The organism is Sediminicola luteus (assembly GCF_040566555.1).
Taxonomy (GTDB): Bacteria; Bacteroidota; Bacteroidia; order Flavobacteriales; family Flavobacteriaceae; genus Sediminicola.
In genome coordinates, this window is the sequence record NZ_JBEWYP010000008.1 from 181089 (window position 1) to 203619 (window position 22531).

13 protein-coding genes are annotated in these 22531 nt (G+C 38.6%); 4 read left to right on the forward strand and 9 right to left on the reverse strand.

All coding sequences use genetic code 11. The annotated features are described in order from the left end of the window. Position 1: 1 nt before the first annotated feature. The 7 genes from ABXZ32_RS13625 to ABXZ32_RS13655 form a co-directional block, all read right to left on the reverse strand. Positions 2 to 1066 (reverse strand): efflux RND transporter periplasmic adaptor subunit, encoded by a 1065-nt coding sequence (locus ABXZ32_RS13625; RefSeq protein ID WP_354619239.1) that lies wholly within the window; start codon positions 1064 to 1066, stop codon positions 2 to 4. A gap of 24 nt (positions 1067 to 1090) precedes the next feature. Continuing rightward, a complete protein-coding gene (locus ABXZ32_RS13630) occupies positions 1091 to 2458 on the reverse strand; it encodes a TolC family protein (protein ID WP_354619240.1) in 1368 nt (455 codons plus the stop codon). Between the two features lie 68 nt (positions 2459 to 2526). Next, a complete protein-coding gene (locus tag ABXZ32_RS13635; RefSeq protein ID WP_354619241.1) occupies positions 2527 to 2985 on the reverse strand; it encodes a GbsR/MarR family transcriptional regulator in 459 nt (152 codons plus the stop codon). Between the two features lie 379 nt (positions 2986 to 3364). Next, on the reverse strand, positions 3365 to 3907 hold the full coding sequence (locus ABXZ32_RS13640) for a ferritin (protein ID WP_354619242.1): 543 nt from the start codon (positions 3905 to 3907) through the stop codon (positions 3365 to 3367). A 296-nt stretch (positions 3908 to 4203) separates the two neighbouring features. Continuing rightward, the gene (locus ABXZ32_RS13645) at positions 4204 to 4389 is read right to left on the reverse strand and encodes a CsbD family protein (RefSeq protein WP_354619244.1); all 186 of its coding nucleotides are present in this window, start codon (positions 4387 to 4389) and stop codon (positions 4204 to 4206) included. Positions 4390 to 4564: 175 nt separating this feature from the next. Next, entirely contained in the window at positions 4565 to 6880 is a 2316-nt protein-coding gene (tamL, locus tag ABXZ32_RS13650) for a translocation and assembly module lipoprotein TamL (RefSeq protein WP_354619245.1), read from the reverse strand. A gap of 4 nt (positions 6881 to 6884) precedes the next feature. Beyond that, entirely contained in the window at positions 6885 to 11873 is a 4989-nt protein-coding gene (locus ABXZ32_RS13655; protein ID WP_354619246.1) for a translocation/assembly module TamB domain-containing protein, read from the reverse strand. Between the two features lie 271 nt (positions 11874 to 12144). On the opposite strand from ABXZ32_RS13655, the gene ABXZ32_RS13660 reads away from it, so the two are divergent. The 4 genes from ABXZ32_RS13660 (at position 12145) to ABXZ32_RS13675 (ending at position 19387) form a co-directional block, all read left to right on the forward strand. Then, a complete protein-coding gene (locus ABXZ32_RS13660; RefSeq protein WP_354619247.1) occupies positions 12145 to 13047 on the forward strand; it encodes a DUF808 domain-containing protein in 903 nt (300 codons plus the stop codon). Positions 13048 to 13322: 275 nt separating this feature from the next. After that, positions 13323 to 15452 (forward strand): catalase, encoded by a 2130-nt coding sequence (locus tag ABXZ32_RS13665; protein WP_354619248.1) that lies wholly within the window; start codon positions 13323 to 13325, stop codon positions 15450 to 15452. Positions 15453 to 16025: 573 nt separating this feature from the next. Further along, on the forward strand, positions 16026 to 18362 hold the full coding sequence (locus tag ABXZ32_RS13670; protein WP_354619249.1) for a glycosyltransferase: 2337 nt from the start codon (positions 16026 to 16028) through the stop codon (positions 18360 to 18362). Beyond that, complete coding sequence (locus ABXZ32_RS13675) at positions 18362 to 19387, forward strand: glycosyltransferase family 4 protein (protein WP_354619250.1); 1026 nt, start codon at positions 18362 to 18364, stop codon at positions 19385 to 19387. Before ABXZ32_RS13670 ends, ABXZ32_RS13675 begins: the two co-directional genes overlap by 1 nt. Positions 19388 to 19395: 8 nt before the next feature. Here ABXZ32_RS13675 and ABXZ32_RS13680 read toward each other — a convergent pair whose 3' ends face one another. Together ABXZ32_RS13680 and ABXZ32_RS13685 are read right to left on the reverse strand one after the other, a co-directional pair. Then, on the reverse strand, positions 19396 to 20853 hold the full coding sequence (locus tag ABXZ32_RS13680) for a glycoside hydrolase family 130 protein (RefSeq protein WP_354619251.1): 1458 nt from the start codon (positions 20851 to 20853) through the stop codon (positions 19396 to 19398). Between the two features lie 223 nt (positions 20854 to 21076). Further along, the gene (locus ABXZ32_RS13685; RefSeq protein ID WP_354619252.1) at positions 21077 to 21919 is read right to left on the reverse strand and encodes an SDR family oxidoreductase; all 843 of its coding nucleotides are present in this window, start codon (positions 21917 to 21919) and stop codon (positions 21077 to 21079) included. Positions 21920 to 22531 lie beyond the last annotated feature (612 nt).

Consider the following 22531-nt stretch of genomic DNA (forward strand, 5'->3'; position numbering starts at 1 on the left):
CCTAGTTGTTTGTGATTTTTACCTTGGTTCCATTGGTTAAGTTGATAATGCCCCTGGTTACAACCTGCTGTCCTTTTTGCAGACCTTCCAGTACAGTAACATCCCCATTTATAACCGCTCCAATTTTAATTTTCTGAAGGGTAACGGTACTATCGTTCACAACAAATACTGATGGATTTTGAAGACTTCCAACAATAGCTTCACGAGGGAAAACCATTGCGTTTTGTTCGTTGCTCTTAAGAGCATCAAAGTTTACCTCTGCAAACAATCCGGCACGTAATTGGTTGTCGTTTTTATTTTCAACTTCTATGGTAATCTGAAATTTTCTGGAGGCATCTGCTTTTACGCTAATGTTGCTCACTTTACCTTTAAAAGTATCCAAGGGGTAAACATCGGTTTTAATAGATACCTGTTGACCTTCTTTGATTTTGGATAAGTTATCCTCCGCAAGGTTCACAATGATCTTTAAGCGATCTACCTGCACGATTTCCGCAATCTGGTTTCCGGGCATTACGAAACTCGTTTCTTCCACCATTAGCTTGTTAACTACCCCATCGATAGGCGATTTTATAACGGTAAAGCTCAATTGTTGATTAATGTTGGCAATTGAGGATTTTGCATTTTCACGCTGTATACGAACATCTTCAAGCGCACTTTGAGAAACGGCGCCCACTTCCAAGAGTCGTTCGTAACGCGCTACATCTTTTTCCGCTTTCGCCAATGTGGAATTTGCACTGCTCAACTGAGAACTTAGGGATACGGCATCAACCTTTGCGATTACTTGCCCTTTTCGGATCTTCTGCCCTTCTTTAACCTTTAAATATTGCACGCTTCCCTGTGATTCAGCTACCAAGGTCACTTCTTCCCATCCTTTAAATTCACCGGTTGCGGTAAGCCCATTTGAAATCGTTTTTTCCCCTACAGTAGCAATTTGTACAGGAATGGCAAACTCTTCAGGTACTACAGAAGCAAGTTTATTCATTTCCTTTTTGTTGTTGAATAAAGTGTAGCCGATAATGCCTATAAGGACTATGATTACAACAATGATGATGTTTTTAGTTTTCATTATAATTATTTATATCGTTAATGATTAGTTATTTATGATAGGATTTGAAATTAATTGGGAAAGCCTACCGCTGGATTTGAGTAAGGATACTTCAGCTACCTTGGACTGTAAAAGCGCGTTAAGAAAGTTAGATTGGGCTTGTCTCAGTGCAAATTCAGAGTCCAATAATTCTGTTAGGTTGGCAACCCCTTCATTATAGGAATTTTTAATGCCGTCATAATTTTCCTGTGCAAGGGTCATATTGGATTCTTGGCTCTCAATTTGAGAATTGCTCAGAACTAACTGCTCTCTGGCATCTCCAAAATCTTTTTCTATATTTAGTTTTAGCGTTTCTCTGTCCAACTCTAATTGTTCCGTAGCAAATTCTTTTTGTTTTAAGCGATTGCGGCGTTGAAACCCATCAAATATGGGGATGCTTGCAGAAAGCCCCCAAGTACCGCTCCATTGTCCTTGATAAACGCTGGTATCGAAGTCTGCAAACGAATTGGATTGTCCCAAATAGTTATAGCCGAAGTTTGCGCCGAGGGTTGGCAAATATTCAGCCTTTATTAGCTTTTGATCTATTAGGGATAATTGAAGTGATTGTTCTAACTGTTGATATTCGAGATTGGCATCTATAAGTAATTCCGCACTTAAAGGGTAAGGATCGCGATCTTCCAATTTCTCAACCAAAACAACATTGGTTGTCATTGGAATATTCAGCAGAACTTTAAATAATCGTATTTGTTGGTTTTTACCAAATTCGGCATCCTCAATTTGTGTTTTGAGGTTAGAGCGGTTTACCATTAACTGATTGAGGTCCAATTTTTTGATGATCCCCTCGCTATATTTTAATTCCGAAATTTCAATGAGGCTATTGGTGCGCCCGTAATTTTCTTGGAGTAAACTTACCTGTTTGTCAAATACTTGAATCTGCACGTAGGTCTGAATAATATTGACAATCAAATCCTGGGTGGTAACCAGTGTTTGCAGCTCTCTAAGTTCAGCCAATGCTGTAGTACTTTTTATGGAGTTGAACAGTTGAAAGTCGAGCAACTTTTGTTGTACGTTGACACCGGCAGCGTATTGGTATCTATTACCAAAGGCAACTCCGATAGTTGTGCCAGGCTCTCCGCCAAAAATTTCGGCCGGTAATTGTTGCTCTTGAATGGAGAAATTATCCGTAAATCCGGCACTTCCTTTTATTTGAGGGAGTGCCTGTCCTTTAACCCCGGCAATTTGAGCTTGAATTATTTCTTGTTCAATCTGAGATTTTTCAAGGTTATTATTGTTCTGTATAGCATAATCAATTGTTTCCTCCAAGGTATTGAAAACTATAGGCTCTTGTGCCGATAGTGTATTTAGGGCCATACTTACAGACCATACGATAAAGGTGAAAAGTATTTTATTCATTTCTTTTAGTTTATAAAATTTAGTTAGTTCGGAAATAAAAGAACCAAATGGGTTAAAAAAATAGAAGTTTATTTCTTCCAGTTTTTTATAATCTTTATGCTTTCTTTTTGATAGTAATCTATGAATTCGGTAAGCTCTTTTAACTGAATGTTGAATTCCTTGTTCTCTTTTGTACGATGGCTTAAAATTGTTTTCAATAATTTATTATAATCCGTAAGCCCATTCATGCTATCCATGAATGCCTGTTGCCACTGGCCAATTTTAGAATAGAAATAACGTTTTCTATCACCAGGTTTTGTTTTATACCCTATTCTATTCAACATCAGTAGATTATTGATAGCATTACTGGTAGCACTTTTACTCAATTCTAGAGATTCCCTAATTTCGTCAAAGGTGAGCTCTACATTATCTGCTATAGTAAGCAACGCATTGACTCGCGCCGAAGCAGGGGAAAGACCCATTCCTTCTTGGGCTACCCCAAAACTTTCAATAAGTTCTTTTTGTATGTTGGTCAGTTTGTTTTCCATAACGGTACAAATGTAATGGTTTTTTTGGTTCTCTAATTAAAGAACTAAAAGAATTATGTAAATTTTAACATTTATAACAAGAAGTGGGTTTCTGTTTATATAATAGCTTTTTTGGCATATTGGGTGGTATTATCGAACTAAAGTTCTTAACGTCGTTTAATCTTTCGCGATATAGAAGTAGATCTAAATGGCTATAGAAAACAAAATCCCAAACTTGATGTCTGGGATTTTTGATTGAATGGGGGAGTACTTATTATACTTGTTCAATGAGCTGTCCCAAAAGAAAAACCCACAACTTTCGTTATGGGTTTTTCTTTTGGGGAAAAAGGGTTACTATGAGCGGGGTTGAACAACTATAAGGGTCTAATACCTTGTTGAATTAAAATCCTTCCTCTCTTGGGATTTCTGCTTCCTGTGAAGCATTGGCCAAATCCCGATCCATTTCGTATAGATTCGTGTTTCCTTTGATTGCATTGGAGGCCAAATTGTACTTGTCGATGATGCTGTTTATCAAGGTTTCTTCCTCAATTTGCTCTTGAACGAACCACTGTGCAAAGTTGAAGGTTGCCCAATCTTTTTCTTCATGGGCAAGATTTACGATTTTATCAATTTCTTTGGAATTGTCCATTTCGTGCTGTAGGATCTTCTTTAGGCAATCGCCGATATCCTTTGGGTTTGCTGGAGCCGCATCAATTGCTTCAATTTTGGCGTTACCGCCCCGATCATTGATATATTTTAAAATTTTAAACATATGCTCCCTTTCTTCATTCATATGGCCATAGAGAAAAGTTGAAATTCCGGCAAAACTGTTTACCTCGGCCCACGAGGCATAGGACAAATATACCTGTGCCTGATAAGCCTCCCTTGTCATTTGAGTGTTCAACAACTTTTCCATTTTATCTGAAATACGTTTTGTTTCCATGGTGATTTGTTTAAAGAATTCTACTATTAAAATAAAAAATGTTTTAGATAAAGAAAAACAATGCTTTGGATTTCTGATATCGGTAATGCTTAAATTTTTAGCGCTGCTGTTGGCAAGCCACGAAACTGGACCAGTTCCGTATTCTGGTTACTAATATTGATATGGATGTATTAATGGTTGGGATATTACCCTTTTGATAATCCCTAAGGTCTTTCCTCTAAAATATTCAATAAAAAGATGACCCCTACTGTATGGCAGGGGTCATCATTAAATCAATCCATATATAGGATCTGTTCCTACATATTATCGATTTCGTCTTTTAATTCCTCTTTTCTTTTTCCAGTTTTCTCCTGGATTTTACCCAACATTTCATCGAACTTGCCCTCAGAATAAGTTAGGTCGTTATCGGTAAGATCTCCATACTTTTGTTTGAACTTACCTTTTACTTGTTTCCATTTTCCTTCTAATTGATCATTGTTCATAACGTTTCTATTTTATGTACTGCATGGTTTGCAGACTGGGTTAACAAGCGTAAATTTATTTGTAAACAATAGTTCATATTAATCCAAAAAAATAGATTATTGACGCAATAAATTTGGTTGTAAAAAGAGGGATATATTTGGTTGCGGTATCCTTAAATTTTGTGATCGTTCTATTTTAAAACGGATAGCCTATAGCAAAGTTAAAGATAAGATTATCGCTGCCTCCATCTAAGAATGGAGTTCTAATTCTTTCTCCTTCAGGAAGATAGGGCACTTGTAAAGGGGACGCAAGATCCAATCTAATTACAAAACTTTGGATATCAACCCTAAGGCCAAATCCCAATCCTATCCCCAGTTCTTTGGCCCAATTGGAGCCAAACTTACCTTTGGCAATCAATTCTTCATTAAACTCTTTATTTTCGATGGGTTCATCTTCTGAAATTTCAATTTCATTGGTCAACCAGACGTTTCCTGCATCTGCAAACAGGGCACCCTTAAGGTAATTCCATATGGGGAATCTGTATTCCAAATTGCCCTCCAATTTAAGATTACCCGACTGGTCGAAAAACGAATTTGTACCGTTCTCGTCAGATGAGAAGGTGCCAGGCCCTAGGGATCTAATATTAAATGCCCTAACACTATAGGGCCCACCAGAAAAAAATTGTTTTACAAAGGGCAGGGTAGAGGAGTTTCCAAAAGGAATACCCCATCCGCCGTACAGGCGGGTAACAAGAGCTTGTTCATTGCCCCACTTTATATAATACCTAAAATCAACATCGGCTTTGGCATATTGGGCATATTCTAGGCCAAAAATGGTAGTCTTTGAACCACTCAATAGGTTTAAGGCATTCCCCGCAATATCCAAACTTGTTGAGACATAAAAGGGATGGCTCTTATTGGAATCAACCAACTCGTTGTAGGTAAAGGAATAGGTAAGTCCAGCAATAAACTGCTGTTCAAAACTTTGCCTTAAAAACGGATTCTTATCCAAAATGGCTGTGAATTCGTCGGTGGTATTGGAAAGATTTACATAGTTGATGTTAATGGGGTCTAATTCGTGGTATACATATTTGTTCGCATTCCACGTATATCCGAACGAGCCATTAAAGGAGGTTAGTGTATATAATTTACTTCGCTTTAAGATATCGGTTCCCAAACTAATTTTTGTTTTGGGAACAGCGTATTTAAAACTTTTCGGTGAAAAAGGTACAAGGGTTGGGATAATCAAATCGGCCCTCAATCCACCGGCAATACTGCTAAGACCTGTATCATTACCTCCGGAAAGCTGTGTTTCATAGGCAAAGTTCCCGCTTATTCCCAAAGTTTCCCCTCCTCTAAAGAGGTTTCTGTTGTTATAGGTAACAGACACGCCGGGACCGGCAAAACCATTCGATTTGGTAACTGCCTGCAGTTCTGCACGGACCGACCTTTTGGTCAATGGAGAAAGATAGATGTCGGCGGACAAAGATCCTACGCTATCGGTATCGGTGGTATCCCTTTCTTTAAATCTAATGTTCACGTATTTATAATTGCCTAGGGAGGATAGCCTATTGCTGGTCAGCCGAGAATTTTCCGAGTTATATTTCTGACCTACCCCGAACAAAATGTAGGACTCCAATTTTTTTGGTTTAAAGAATTCCTCTTTTTGATAAAAATCTATCCCGTTGACCACAGAAGATCGGGACGATACTGTGGTATCTGTTTCAATTGAAAAGTTGGGATATACCGAAATGGAGTCAATTATGTATGGGATTAGGGATTTTTTCGGAACGTTTTTCTTCAGCCTTAGAAATAGGTCGAACTTTTTGGTGTCATAGCGATTGGTATCGACCTCAAATATTAAAAAATCAGGATTGAAATTGTAGTATCCCTTTTGTTTAAGTTCATGATCTATACGTTCCCGCTCATATTTCATCAGTTCCAGATCAAAGCGTTGCCCTGGCCTTATTTGGGTTTTGGTCAATGCCGAGGATATATCAGCATAAATGGGCAATGAATCTTTATCCAACTTAAATTGTTCTAGGGTGTAGGGCGTTTGGAGCTCCGCCTTGAATTTTATAGCAGCATGTTTTTGGGTGCTGTCTATTTCTGATGACACCATGCTGTAAAAGAATCCTCTATTGTCCAAACGGTTCAACATAAGTTCCTCGATGCGCTGCGGATTTACATCGGAAAGATACACTGGTTCTTCCCCAAACTTTTTATTGAACCAACGGTTTAAAAAGCCTGGATTTGCCTTTTGCGCCTTGTAATGGAAATACAAGCCTGGTCTTATTCCTAAAAATTGGGAATTAGGTTCAGGTTCCAAAAGAGTATGCAGTTCTTTTGAGACCTTTTTAGTGTTCTTTATTTCTTGTTCAGATTTGATATCAATCTTCGCACCCGTATATAAAGATTCCCCTTCGGGGATGAATTTACTAACACCGCATGCATATAAACATGCTACTATCAGCAATATTAAAACATAGTTATATAGGATGTTCGTTTTCAAATTTCTATTCTTTTTTATTTTCTTCTTTCTCTTTATCGTCGGTCTTACTGTTCTCCTTTAGGGGATTGAATAACTGACTGAATTTATTGAATTCCCTGTTGAAGATAAGCGCTATTCCCGTAACGATCAATTGGCCGTCTATTATATTAGTATATTGATTTTTTCTAAATCCCCTTAAGCGATAGCGCCCATCCTTAGTTAATAAATATTCAAGACTTACATTCCCTATAATCGGGGTTTCCTCTTGGCCCGGTTGTGCACTTCCTTCCACATCTACTGCACTTCCTGCCGTTACCACCAATCGTTCATCAAACAGTTTTTTCTTGGCGTTAATATCCAATTGGGTTCGCTCTTGTGGACTATCGCCTTGATAGTCCGTAAAACTGTCAAGGTCAAAATCTACCTCAAACCCTGAGGAACCAAAAATCTTATCGGAAAAAGCGTTAAGCTGCCCCGATAGCACTTTGTTGACATTATCTTGAGCAATGGCCGCTGTACCACCAATACTTCCATCACTCCCCGAACTGGGATAAAAACGATTAAGGGCCAATAACGAAAACACCTGTTTGTTGAGCTCTGCCTCTTGTTGATTCAATTGTTGAACCCTTCCGTATACCGCTCCACCCAGGGACCCTTGTTCGTCCTCCGGCATGTCTAGTCCAAAAGATAATTTTGGTTGCAACAATTTCCCATCAACATTGAGATAAACCAAGAAGGGTAGTACTTGGCGGTATCTACTTGTTACGCTAATGTCCTCCCCGGAAGTTACGGTTGACATCAGTGGTGCGGCAGAGGTTTCTACCTTATAGACCGCCTTCACCTCTAATTTGGCGTCCGTAGGATCGCCCTCCCAGGTAATGGTACTTCCAGGGTTTATTTCAAATCTTCGCTTAACCAAGTTGTATAAGGAAGTTTCATAATATCCTGATTGAAGTTCATACCTACCGGTAAGATTTGTTCTCCCGTTGGGCTCAATACTAAGGTTTAAGGAACCATTTCCCGATACCTCAAGGTTATCGCCCATGCGTTCGTCAATGATGATATGAAAATCAGAATCATCGGCGATTTCTAAAATAACATTGGCGTCTATCCCAGAAAAGAAATCAACATTTTCTTCATCTTCATTCCTAGTAAGGATCGCATCAGGATTTTCCCGATTTACAAAAAGAACCACGCCCTCACGTTCTTGTACATCCAATTGTTCTTTTGGGACTACAAAGGTGATATCCGTTACTTTGCGCACACGGATTTTTCCTTGTATTTTCGGGAGTTTTAAATTGCCTTTAACGCCTAGATCCAAATCAAAACTTGCTTTTCCGTAGAACAGTTCATTGTCTTCTTTCGTGGAGTTCAAGGCCTGAAATTGTTCAGCATTGAGCTTAAGGTCAAATTTGGGGTTCATTAATTCCTCGGTGCCAATGGAACCGTTCATTATAAAATCACTTCCATTGGCATCTGAAATCTTAAAATTGTTCAAATAAAGTCCCTGATTGTCAACTTTAAGGGTTTCATCAGAAATCTTAAACACTGAATTTAAGGTGGCCACATTAAAATCGGTATCGTGAAAATTAAAGGTGCCAGAATATTCTGGAGTTACCGTTGTTCCGGAGATATCTATGTTTCCGGTAATGGTGCCATGGGAATCCTTCATAGCTCCATTCGAAAATTGTTCAATGAACTCAAGGTCCAACCTATTGATATCCATGTCGAGATTTAATAGGGCTCCTGTTTTAGCCGCGGCATAATCGCCCTTTACATCTACATCCGCGCCACCATCTTTTAGCGAAAGATCAAAGTCATATCTTCCATTTGTTTTGGAATTGGCGTTTAAAGTAAGGTTCCCTATGGGATGCTCCAAAATTTCCAGTTGGTCAAGGTTAAAATCTGCCACAATTCCTGTAGCACCGTATGGGTTTTCAATGGTAAAATCTCCATTTAGTACTCCAGCTACCAAAGCCTGATCAGGATTCAACATGCTAAGAAAAGTCTGCAATTTAAATTGATCAAAGGTTAGCGTGAGCTGCTCTCCGCTTGATTCTGTAAATGAACTGGCTACGGTGAGCTGTTGGGAGTTTCTATTTAACCTTATATTCTTGAATTCCAAAAATTTCTCGGCAAGGGATATCCGATTGTCTTCTGGAATGGTCCATTCCTCTTTGTTGAATAGGAGTCCTGAGGGATTGATATGGATAAGGGTAGTATCATTGACCAATGTCATTTCAGAAGCTATATGCGCTACCTTTTCTTTGCCGTTATAGGAACTGAAATCCAGTACCAATTCCTTATTTTCCAACTTCCCTTCAAGATAGGTTCTTCCAATCTGTACTGGATCGGCCAAAAGGTTTGCCAAACCGGCCTTAAAATTCAGATTAGTGGCATTTCCTTTAATGGCAAAATTTAAACTATCCAGGGTAATGCCGTTATATCTGACATAGGGCACATGTAATTCTGAAACCAATTCTTTGGTGGCTGCATCAAAATTGACACGTGCATTTATGGAATCCAATTGTTCTATGTCCCTAAAAAATACCTTGGTCAGGATTGGATGTGGGGCCATTTTCAATTCCATCTTAAGTTTTAAGGAATCGGTCCGGCTATCAGTTGCAGCTGTATGCTGTAGATGATTTTTAAAGTATTGTGTTAATGAGGTATTTATGCCTTGGGGGGTGGCGTTGGACAACAGGCTCGCATTTAAAAAATCGCTGTTTATCGAAACCTCTGTTTTAAGGGTGTCGATTTTAGATTTGATTTTGAAATCGCCCATCTGGTATTGATGGCTATCGTATACCGCAACACCATTCTTTACGAATGCATCCAGGGAATAGTTTTTTGGATTACCCATAAAATCAGCTTCCATCACGAGCCCGGCCTTAATATTCTCAGTGGTTAGGCCAAGAGCCTGGAGATCGGCACCGATCACATTGAGATGCAGACTAAAATTTGAATTTAAAGTGTCTAAAACGACGGCTGTATTGGATGTGAAATTTAGGTTGTAATCCTTAAAATTTAAGGTTATATCGCCTTTTCCATTCGTGATTTTCCCCCTGAGATCCAAGTTAGAAAAATCGTAATCCAGCAAGTTTAATTGTGTGAAATTAGATTCAATTTCAGCGTTTAGGGTATTTAGGGTTTTACCGTTACCAGATGCCTTAACATTAAATGACATGGTGCCGAGTCGGTTATTTTTCAGCAACTTTCCTACTTGAAGGTCATCTACCTTAAGATTGCCGTTGAAGTTGATTGTATTGGTACTTGAATAGTTTCCAGTGATCTGGGCAGTTCCTTCAGGTATTTTTAAGTGCGCTTCCCCAGCAATACTTTTTAAGTTGCCTTTGGCATGACCAGCTACTACAACAGTTTCAGGTAGTGAGATACTCAGATTCTCTTCTGGTACAAATAATTGTAGGTCAGCTTTAGTAGAGGAGGCCTTGAACGTTGCTATATCAAAAGAAAGGGAATCGGTTTCTGTGACACGGAACAGGTGTCCTTCTCCTATCAAGGAAATGTTGTGCCAATTCAAATTCAATTGGTGAATATGTAAATTCCCCAAGGTGCCGGTTATATTTATATTGCCAGAAAAGGGATGTTGTTGACCTTTGGTAAAATATTCATTTTTAGCAAGTTTGGGTTCAAAGACAAGCGCTTCTTGCAATGCTAAATTCAGGTGTTGAACTTCAAGATCTACCTTTGTGCTCTCGGGAAAATTGATGAATTGATTCAGCGAAGGATATTCCAATTTTAAACTTCCCATTAGGGAGCTGGAGGCGGTTTTGATTTCTATTCCCCTAATGGAGGCCGAGGTATCATCCAAACTAGCGTCCATGGCAAGCTGCTTTAACATAAAACCGCTTTTTTCCATGAAGGAAAATTGCTTTAGGGTGATCCTGGCATTTTTAGGTTGGTAGTTGAGATCCTTTGCCCTTAATGTGAGCTCAGTCAGATTAATATGGTTGGGATCAAAAGGTTTTTCTTGGGGTGAATTGTTATTTGAATGGTATTGAATTGAATTATTTACTAGGTTGATTTCATCTGCTTTTATTAAAAACTCAGGCCATGAAAAGTCAGCATTTTGGGATGGGGCAGAGGAAGCACCCACAGAGGTAAGATCCTCTTTTTGGAGTTGTACTAAGATGTCGGAGTCTTTAAGGGATAACAAATCTATGTCCACCTCATTTGTCGCAAGATCAGCTTTTGGAAGTTCCAATTTAAATTCTCCAAATAGCACATCCGCCACAAGCCCATCAGGAAGTGAGTTGTAATCTATATGAACATTATTGATTTGCAGTTGCTTGACCACCACGAAAGGCAATGGGATTTCTGTATTGTCTTTAGAGACAAATGGTTTGGTTTGTTGGTAGTCGATTTTGGAGTTCGATAAATTCAATTCGTCAATCTCGTAACGCATGGTCTTAAAGTCGGCCTTGTCTACGTTCAACACTAGGTTACCAACATTTAACTTCCCATATAACCCTAAAAAAGCATCATTATATAGTAATCTAATATCAGATAGATCAAAGGTGCCTAAGCTCACCTTCAAAGGTGCTGCTGTTGGCTGTTGGGCAGTAGTATCCTTTGATATCAAGGCGTCCATAAGAAATTCGTAATTGAATTTCTCCGAATCTGAAGCTCTTACAATATTAGCTGTTACGCCATTCCATTCAAGAGATTTTAGATTCAGTTCATTTTGGAATAATAGGGATGTGAGTGGCACGTTGGCTTCCAACGTTTTGGAATACAGGAGGGTATCGCCTTTCTTGTCCTCTAGGTATAACCCCTCTAAAAAAGCATTGCCTGTAAAGGTTATGAAAAGGCGGTCTATTTCAACTTTGGTGTTGGTCTTATCGGAAATGTAATTGGTGGCCTTGTTTACTATAAAATTTTGACCCCATGGACTTCGGATAAAAAGGAGCAAAAGGAAAATAAATAATAAAAACACCAATAAAGATTTGGCAAAACGCCTTAAGAATCGATATTTTATTGTTTTGTTTTTCATTTGTGAAATGTCAAAGATCATCAATAAAGCAATGATACAGGTGCTTTTCTCAAACTTATTGTAACGTATTAAATAAATTTAAGAGATTTACTGAGGATTGAAATAAGGTTAAGATTAAATGCTTCTGGGTTAGGCACAATACAGGAATTTGGCTATTCTTGTTATTGGAAAGAGGAACAAGTTAATTGGGTATATTTTTAAAAGGAGCTCAATGCCTTACGATGGAATTGGGGATTAAAATTTTGTATAAAACTGTAATAGGTAAAGATATATGGCATCAGGATTTTTTGCATTGTTGGATGATATAGCAAGTTTAATGGACGACGTTGGGGCTATGAGTAAAATAGCCGGCAAAAAAACGGCGGGTATTTTGGGCGATGATTTGGCGGTAAATGCTGAAAAGGCCTCAGGTTTTGTCTCATCCCGTGAGATTCCGGTACTGTGGGCCATTAGTAAAGGATCTTTGATCAACAAAGTAATTATTCTGCCCTTTGCCTTTCTGCTCAGTGCCTTCCTACCAGTTGCCGTAACGATCATTTTAGTATTGGGTGGTCTATATTTAGCATATGAAGGCGTAGAAAAAATCTATGAGTATTTGGTGCCTCACGAAGAATCCAAGGTGACATTGGCTGAAATAAAATTGAGTAAAGCGGAAATTCTGGAATTGGAAAAGGAAAAAATAAAATCTGCCATTGTTACTGACTTTATTCTGTCCGTCGAAATTGTGATAATTGCCTTAGGAACCGTAGTGAATGAACCTATTTGGACGCAGATTCTTGTGGTATCCATCATAGCTTTGGTTGCAACGGTGGGAGTTTATGGTATTGTTGCAATGATAGTTCGCATGGACGATTTAGGTTTAAAATTCATACAACTAAATGGAAATAAAAGCAGTGTAACGTATGCCATTGGGAAATTTCTTGTGGCAGCATTACCAGTAGTTATTAAAAGCTTATCTGTGATCGGTACCATCGCCCTCGTATTGGTAGCCGGAGGTATATTTGTACATAACCTAGAGTTTCTCCATGATTGGCTTCATGGGATTCCGGCCATTTTAGGGGAATTTATTGCCGGTTTGGTCATAGGTTTCCTATGTTTATTGGTCGTTTTAGCATTCAAGCGGATTTGGAAAGCTTTTAAGCCAGAGGTGAAAGAGTCCCATTCCACAAAATGATTTATTTGGAATATTTTACTTTGAAGAGGATATAATCCATTCAGGAATAGTGTGAAAATATATCACGCAAAAATATTAAACCCATGACTGTTATTGTGGGTTTTTTTATGCTCTAAAAGGAATAGCAATGATCATTTACCAGATAACACCGCTCCCAAAAAAAAGTTGCATTCGGGTTAATCATTCAATTTTTTAGGCTATTTAAACTAACTACTTCCGTCTAGCTTTATCAAAGATTGCAAACTAGTTATGCGCAATATAAAATCATGGCAAAGATGAAAGACAAAAAAACAACTACAGAAAAAGATAAGCAACTTGAACAGTATGAGGTTGATTATAAAGATAAGGCGTTGACTACAAGACAAGGCTTAAAAGTTAACGACACGAATAATTCTTTAAAAGCAGGCGTTAGGGGAGCTACGCTTTTGGAAGATTTTTTATTGCGTGAAAAAATTCACAATTTTGATCACGAACGTATTCCGGAAAGAATTGTACATGCAAGGGGTAGTGCGGCCCATGGTTATTTTGAATTGTATGAAAGTATTGAGGAGTATTCAAAGGCAGGCATATTTACCGACACTGCCAGAAAAACACCTGTTTTTGTACGTTTCTCCACAGTAGCTGGGTCCAAAGGCTCCACAGATTTGGCCAGGGACGTTAGGGGTTTTGCCGTTAAGTTTTATACAGAGGAAGGCACTTGGGATTTAGTGGGCAATAACATGCCTGTCTTTTTTATTCAGGACGCTATGAAATTTCCAGATTTGGTGCACTCTGTTAAGCCAGAACCTAATAATGAAATTCCACAAGCAGCATCGGCACATGACACATTTTACGATTTTGTTTCGCTAACCACAGAAACACTGCACAACCATATTTGGGTAATGAGTGATCGAGGCATTCCACGAAGTTTACGTATGATGGAAGGTTTTGGAATTCACACCTTTAGATTGATCAATAAAAAAGGGAAGGCACATTTTGTAAAATTTCATTGGAAACCAAAATTGGGAGTACACTCTGTTACGTGGGATGAGGCAGTAAAAATTAGTGGGGCAGACTCAGATTTTCATAGAAGGGATTTATGGGATGCTATTGAAGCTGGTCAATATCCCGAGTGGGAATTAGGACTGCAAATTATTCCTGAAGAAGATGAGCATAAGTTCGATTTTGATCTTCTCGATCCAACAAAATTAATTCCAGAAGAAATGGTGCCTGTAAAAATTATAGGTAAAATGGTATTGAATAGAAATCCTGAAAATTTCTTTGCGGAAACCGAACAGGTTGCTTTTTTGCCAGGAAATATTGTTCCCGGTATCGATTTTACCAATGATCCTCTACTACAAGGCAGGTTATTTTCCTACCGAGATACACAGTTATCGCGCTTGGGAAGTCATAACTTTCATCAAATCCCAATCAATAGACCTGTAGCGGCAGTTCACACTAACCAGAGGGATGGACATATGCAGATGGAAATCCCAAAAGGTCAAACCGCCTATTTTCCAAACTCTCTCAGTGGAGGTTGTCCCTACTTATCAACGTTTGAAGAAGGTGGTTTTGAATCCTACCAAGAGCGCATTGATGCGAATAAAATACGTTCGCGCAGTGAAAGTTTCAGCGATCATTTTTCCCAGCCTGCACTATTTTACCGAAGCTTGGCACCTTGGGAAAAGAAACACGTTATGAACGCATATTCTTTTGAGTTGGGTAAATGCAACCATGAACATATTAAGTCGCGTATGTTATGGCTTATTGCCCAGATAGATGATTCTCTTGCTAAGGAAGTGGCGGATAATCTTGGCATGAAGGTTCCAGATGATATCGAGAGACCTATCAACCAGGCCATTGGTGCGAATGCCAATGTTGAGGATCATCAGCCTAAAGAGAAAAAAATATATTTGGAAGAATCACCGGAATTAAGTCAGGCAAATACAAAATTCGATACCATCGCTACAAGGCAAATTGCATTTTTGGTAGCTAATGGTTTTAATTTGAAAGCTTTCAATACTATGAAAAAAGCCTTGGAAGCAGAAAATGCCATGGTAAAACTTATAGCACCATTTGGTGGTACTGTGGTATGTGATGAAAAAAAGGAACATAAAGTAAATGCTTCAATAATGACAACAGAAAGTGTTTTATTCGATGCTATTTACGTGCCAGGAGGTAAAAAATCTGTTGATGCTTTGTTGTCCAAATCAAAATTTATAAAATTTATCAATGAAGCCTTTAAACATTGCAAGGCGATCGCTGTTGATGATGAAGGGGAAGATGTATTGGATGCCAGTGCCGTCGGCGAACATAAGGATGATAAAGCAATTTTTATAAATAAAAACCCAAAAGACTTCATAAAGGCAATTGCCCAACACCGAAATTGGGACCGAATGGAAATTGCAGAAGACGTGGCTGTTTAATTTAAATGTACAACCTAGAAAAACAGTAGTAAATGCTTTTCTAGGTTGTTTTTTGTTCAATAATTCATTGGAGAAACTACTGGTATTGATGCTCTGGCATCTGCTAGTTGTCCTGCCCTGCTAATAGGAAGGAGTTATCCTTTGAGCCCAGAATTAAAATGTCACTTGTTCCATAAAGTGCTTCGTAAGGCAAAGGTTGTAACTGTCGTTTGTACTTCCCGGTTGAATCTAATCTTCATACCAAGCCCTTGAGACCAATATATTTCTAGGGGTAAACATCTTTATTATTGTATAATTCACTGAGAATTAGAGGATTGTAAGATATGGGATATATAGGGCTTTACAACACATAGTTTAAGAAAAACATTACAGAATTATTTCTAAATGCGCTATTTTTAATATCGTTTGTACTAATCCTCGTTGTTGTTTGGAATTAATTTTAGCTTCTCTAAACTACCATATAAACAAAATTTTAAACACTATAAACTAGGTATAAAAATCCGTTAAGTCCTACTTAAAGGATATTTAAATCCTGCCCTTTCATCGCATTTAACAACATTAAATAAGAAATCTATGGATACTATGGATAACGATAGAACCTCAAATATAAATAGGCAATTAAAACAGCATATATATTCACCCCAACTGAATCATCGAACTACAAACATCCCATCGGGAGCACCAAAAAAGAAATTGACAGAAATTGTTTGTATAACATCTTATCCACCACGGGAATGCGGTATTGCCACTTATTCCATGGATTTGGTTAATACGCTGAAGCAGAAGTTCGGCGAGTCATTTAATATATCGATATATCCTTTGGAATCCAACTCCTCCAAACATGAGTATAAGGATTCAATTGAAGGAGTCCTGAATACTGATTTACAGTTAGATTTCCTTCAAGCTGCATATTATATAAATTCCAATCCCCAAGTGGGTCTGGTCCTCATTCAACATGAATTTGGACTTTTTAATAATAATGAAAATTCATTTTACGAGTTCTTGGAATATTTGGACAAACCAATCGTCCTTACATTTCACACCGTACTGCCTCAACCTACGGAAGAATTAAAGAAAAAAGTAGCTCTGATGTGCGCACAGGCTGATCAGATTATTGTCATGACCCATACCTCTTCTAGAATACTGCAGAATGAGTATAAAGTCCCTTCAAGTAAGGTAACTGTAATTGCGCATGGCACACATTTAATTGAATTTGAAAATAAAAACGATTTAAAAACGAAACATGATCTTGAGGGTAGAACAGTACTTTCCACCTTTGGATTATTAGGCCCGGGAAAAAGCATTGAAACAACGTTGGAAGCTTTACCTGGGATCATCGAACACTATCCTGACGTAATCTTTTTAATTATAGGTAGAACCCATCCAAATTTGGTGAAGGAGCAAGGAGAAGTCTACCGAGAGTTTTTGGAAACAAAAGTTAAATCCTTGGGTATCAATAATCATGTACGTTTCATTGACCGGTTTGTCCCGCTAGAGGAATTACTGATTTATTTAAAATTGACAGACATCTATCTTTTTACTTCCAAAGATCCTAATCAGGCCGTCAGTGGCACGTTCGCCTACGCTTTAAGCAGTGGCTGTCCGATTATTTCTACGCCTATTCCCCATGCGCTCGAAGTATTAAAGAATGGGGCGGGCGTATTGTTTGATTTTCAGAATGCCGGGCAATTACAGGAAGCGGTAGTGGATTTGCTTGGAAATGAGGAGAAAAAATATCAGATGAGTCTAAATGGAATGCATACTTCGTCTGTCTCTGCTTGGCAAAACGCGGGCATCGCACATGTTAGGGTATTTGAAAAAGTATTACAAAGTTCCCTCAATCTAAAATACAAGAAGCCTCCAATAGATTTAAGACATCTAAAAAAGATGACTACCGATGTTGGAGTCATTCAATTTTCTCAGATCAATCAACCGGATTTGGATAGTGGATATACCCTGGACGACAATGCCCGTGCTTTGCTTGCTATGTGCAAACATTATGAATTAACTGGTGATCCTGACGATTTAAAATATATAAGAACGTATTTCAATTTTGTTTTCAGTTGCTTCAGACATGATTGCAAATTCTTAAATTACGTCAACAAAGACTACGAGTTTACCGATCAAAACGAGACCGTAAATTTAGAAGATGCGTGTGGTCGTGCCATATGGGCACTTGGCTACTTGCTTTCCATGTCCTGGTCTTTTCCAGAAGATTTCGAGCCATTAAAGGATAAAGCGATGTTTGTTTTTAAACATGCCGTTAAAGCGATGGAAACCACCCGATCGCCTCGTGCCATTGCCTTTATCTTGAAAGGACTTCACTTCTATAATCGAATCAACGAAGGGGATTGTGTTAACGCTAAAGTTACTGAATTGGCGGATAGGTTGGTCTCTTTATATAAAAAGGAAGCTGATGATAATTGGCAGTGGTTCGAAAGCTATCTTACCTATGGCAATAGCGTTCTTCCAGAGTCTTTGTTAATGGCTTATTCAATGACATTAAAACCTGAATATCGCACTATCGCGAAGTCATCCTTTGATTTTTTATTATCTAAAATTTTTAATAATGGAACAATCGCTGTCATCTCCAATCAAAATTGGCATTGGAAGGGGGAAACGTTAAGTACCGAATTTAAAGGGGGGGAGCAACCTATTGACGTTGCTTATACCATTTTGGCCTTGCGATATTTCCATAAGATTTTTCCGCATCAAGGGTATAATTTAAAATCGGAGGAAGCCTTTGATTGGTTTATGGGGAAAAATCCACTCGATCAAATCATCTATAATCCTTGTACGGGAGGCTGCCATGACGGACTGGAAATGACTAACGTGAATCTGAATCAAGGAGCGGAATCTACCATCAGTTATCTGTTGGCACGGATGGCTTTCGAAAATTTTAATAGATAATGCGAATCGCAATTTTATCCCCGATTGCATGGCGAACCCCTCCACGTCATTATGGGCCGTGGGAACTGGTGGCGTCCACGATTGCCGAAGGGCTCATCAATAAAGGCCATGATGTGACGTTATTTGCTACAGGTGATTCTATGACCAAAGGTAAGTTAGATGCGGTTTGCCCAAAGCCATATGAAGAGGTAGGGGATATGGACGTAAAGGTATGGGAGAGCCTTCATATAAGTAATCTTATGGAAAAGGCTGGTTCCTTTGACCTTATCCACAATCATTATGACTTTCTACCCTTGACCTATTCCAAGCTCATAAAAACACCAATGATTACAACAATACACGGTTTTTCTTCTGAACAGATAATCCCTGTATATAAAAAGTATAATGCCACTTCCACCTATATTTCGATTTCCGATGCAGATCGGCATCCCCAACTGGAATATGACCGTACAATCTATCACGGTATAGATGAAACAAAGTTTAAATTTTGTGAAAATAAGGAGGATTACCTTTTGTTTTATGGTCGTATCCATCCCAATAAGGGAACGAGCGAAGCGATTGAAATTGCACGTTTATCTGGCTACCCATTAATCATTGCGGGATTGATTCAGGACCAAGACTACTTTAACCGTAATATAGCTCCACGAATTGACGATAAAAATGTCATTTATTTAGGAAATGTCAGTCAGGCAGAAGGAGATAAATTATTGGGAAATGCCAAGGTATTACTACATCCTATATCTTTTGATGAACCGTTCGGATTAAGTGTGGCCGAAGCAATGATGTGTGGTACTCCAGTTATAGCCTTCTCCCGAGGCAGCATGCCCGAACTAATAGAGCCTGGTAAAACGGGATATTTGGTTCATCAAGTGTCAGATGCCGTGGATGCGGTTAATTCATTAAACGATATAGATCCTTTCTATTGTAGGGCCCATGCCTTGGAGAAATTTAGTTTAGACCGAATGATCACCGAGTATATAAAGGCCTATGAATCTTTGTTATTTCATTCCTGCAAAAATTACTGATGATATATTTACTTTCGAAGGGCGTGTAACAATTCATCCATTGCAACAGTTGCATAGGAGGAGGAATAGTCCGAAACCGCATAAGGAAGTACCAGACTCCCATTATTGATCATTGAGCCGCAGGAATAGACTACGTTGGGTACATAACCTTCTCGCTCTTCCTCTAATGGAGAAAGTAAAGGTTGGGACAACCTTCCTATTTCTTTGGTGGGATCATCTAAATCAAACAGGGAAGCCCCTATACAATAACGTCGCATCGGACCCACTCCATGTGTGATGACAAGCCAGCCCTCCTCGGTCCAAAGAGGCGCGCCACAGTTTCCAATTTGTGTGAACTCCCAAGGATATTTGGGTTCCTGGATTTTAATGGGATTATTCCATAAGGTGTTCCTATCGGAAAACATTATGTAATTGTTGACCCCATCTACTCTGGCCAACACAGCATACTTTCCTTTAATTTTTTGAGGGAACAAAGCAAAATTCTTGTTTTGCGCCGCTTTCCCGTGCATGGGCATAATTCTAAAATTGGTAAAATCTTCTGTGGACAATAATTTTGGCAAAATGGTATGACCATCATAGGCGGTATATGTTGCGTACACCTTAATGGACCCGTCGTCTTCCGTAAATCTTACAAAACGCGCATCTTCGATACCATTGCTTTCGGAAGGGGAAATAGGAAAAATAACCCTTTCCGAAATATCAGAATCCAAACTGAATTCCACATCGTAGTAAGAATCTACCAACCATGTCATCTCTTCTAAGGCCAAACGTTTATCTGTACTAATTCCATTGGATAAAACCCTGGCGACAGAAGTTTTCAGATCATGGTACTCAAAATGTTCGGGCAGGTTGTTCATAATAGCCGAAGAATGCTGTTCGGATATTTTCATTTCATGAAGCTTTTGTACAAAACGTTGTTTATCATATGATTTCTTCTGTACAATCTTTGCCAGGTCAATATGATTCCTCACCCTGTTGGGATGAAAATCATTATTTGCATCCAGGATCCCACGTCTAAAAACTATGGATGATAAATGGCCCTCTCCTGTAGCACGAAACGAAATAATGACTCTTTTCTCTCCTTTGGATAAAAACGATTGATCAAAATCCTCAATAATTGATGGATTGAACATTGCAGCCGATTCTATGGAATATTCCATAGTAGCATAGGAACCGATAAGTAGTTTTTCCTCCATCGAAAAATTATCCGGGTCCATTTCCATGAGTTCAATAAGATCCTTATGGTTCTCAAAATGGCGAAGAAAAATCTGGGAAATGTTCCGGTGCCTTCCGGCGAACTCGCGTAAAGTATGGTCTAATTCCCTATTAAGAGACATTCCATCAAGGGAAACCACTCTTTTTATCAATTCACTGGTTCGCTTTTCGCCATTGTTAAAAAAACGTGCTGCTACTCGGCTATTATCTGGTAAAAACTTAACATTTTTTCGTTGAACGGAAACAGGCATTCTCTATGTGATTAAGAAGGTTAGGTAAAATGGAAATATCTTATAAAGAGTAACTAAAATACAAAACTTAGTGCGTAATATTTCGAATTAAAGTAAATCAAAAGTCGAAGAATATTTTAACTGTAATCATCTTTAAAATAGTTTAATTACACACCATTTAAATCTTAGGTTTTTAAGGGTATTGGCTCAAAACCGGGGAAGTACGTTTTATGTTGAACTTATGTTAGCCTCCAATAATTTCACCACCGTTAATATGTATCACTTGTCCTGTCATATAACTACTATCCTCGCTGGCAAGAAATACATAGGCAGGTCCAACTTCCGATGGTTGTCCAGGCCGCCCCATAGGAACATCTTTACCGAAATCTTTCAGACGTTCCTTTTCAAATGTAGCGGGTATAAGTGGGGTCCATATTGGTCCGGGTGCCACAGCATTGACTCGAATACTTTTTTTAGCTAGGAGCCCTGAAAGACTTCTGGTAAATGTCACAATAGCCCCTTTAGTGCTGGAATAATCAATCAGGTGCTCAGATCCCCGGTAAGCAGTAACAGAGGTGGTGTTAATGATTGCATCCCCCTTATTCAAATATTCCATTGCAGCTTGGGTAATATAGAAGTAGGAGTAGATATTGGTTTCGAAAGTGGTATGTAGATTGTTGATGCTAATATCCTCTAAGTTTTCAACTGAAAATTGAACTGCAGCGTTGTTGACTACAATGTTCAGTTTCCCGTATTTATCAACGGTCTGTTGAACAGCTTCCTTACAAAACTTGGCATCCTTCACATCACCTTTGATCAATAGACATTCTTTTCCTTCTGCCTTAATTGCTTGTTGGGTATCCTTCGCATCAGTGTCTTCGTCCAAATAAACAATGGCTATATCTGCCCCTTCTCTTGCGAAATGGACAGCGGCACTTTTCCCGATACCACTATCACCGCCCGTGATAAGGGCTACTTTCCCCTTTAATTTATCACTTCCTTTGTAATTGTCTCTTATGGTCACTGGGGTACTTTCCATTACATACTGCCTCCCAGGTTGGGTTGACTGTTTTTCTTCTTTATTCATGGCCGATATTTTTTATGGTTACGACTTACTTCTAACAAAGAGAAAAAGAAATTGGGTTATGCTTTAATGCGATAGACAAATATTTTGGCTTAAAAAGAATTTTTAATAATGGAAATGTATAATCGCATATGGTGTGCTCTGGGAAGATTCTAATAAGAAGTGTGAGAGTGATAAAAAACACAAAGGGAACAATTAACGATGTTATACGTTACGAGTTCCCTTTGCTATCATATTATCCTTAACCAGAATTACCTGATTAGTCCAAAGGGTATAATCTCAGCCATAAAATATTAAACAGCACCCCGAAATATGATATCATGAAATTAGCAAAAATTGATCAATAAAAAAAGATCAGTTAAGCAAATATTTGGTAAATAATGGATAGGGTTATCTTATTTTGTGATTGAGATCATTTTGATGTGATTATAACCCAAATCTCAGGGAAGAATTATGGTCAATCAAAAAATTTCTACCCCGCTTCGCGTGTTGGTTTTTTGTTTTCGTTGGATGAAGGATTCACTGCTCCCGAAGTTTCGGGATTGTACATCCCCAAAGGCAATCCTGGGCAAGCATGGAAACCATAACCCGCTTCGCGTGTTGGTTTTTTGTTTC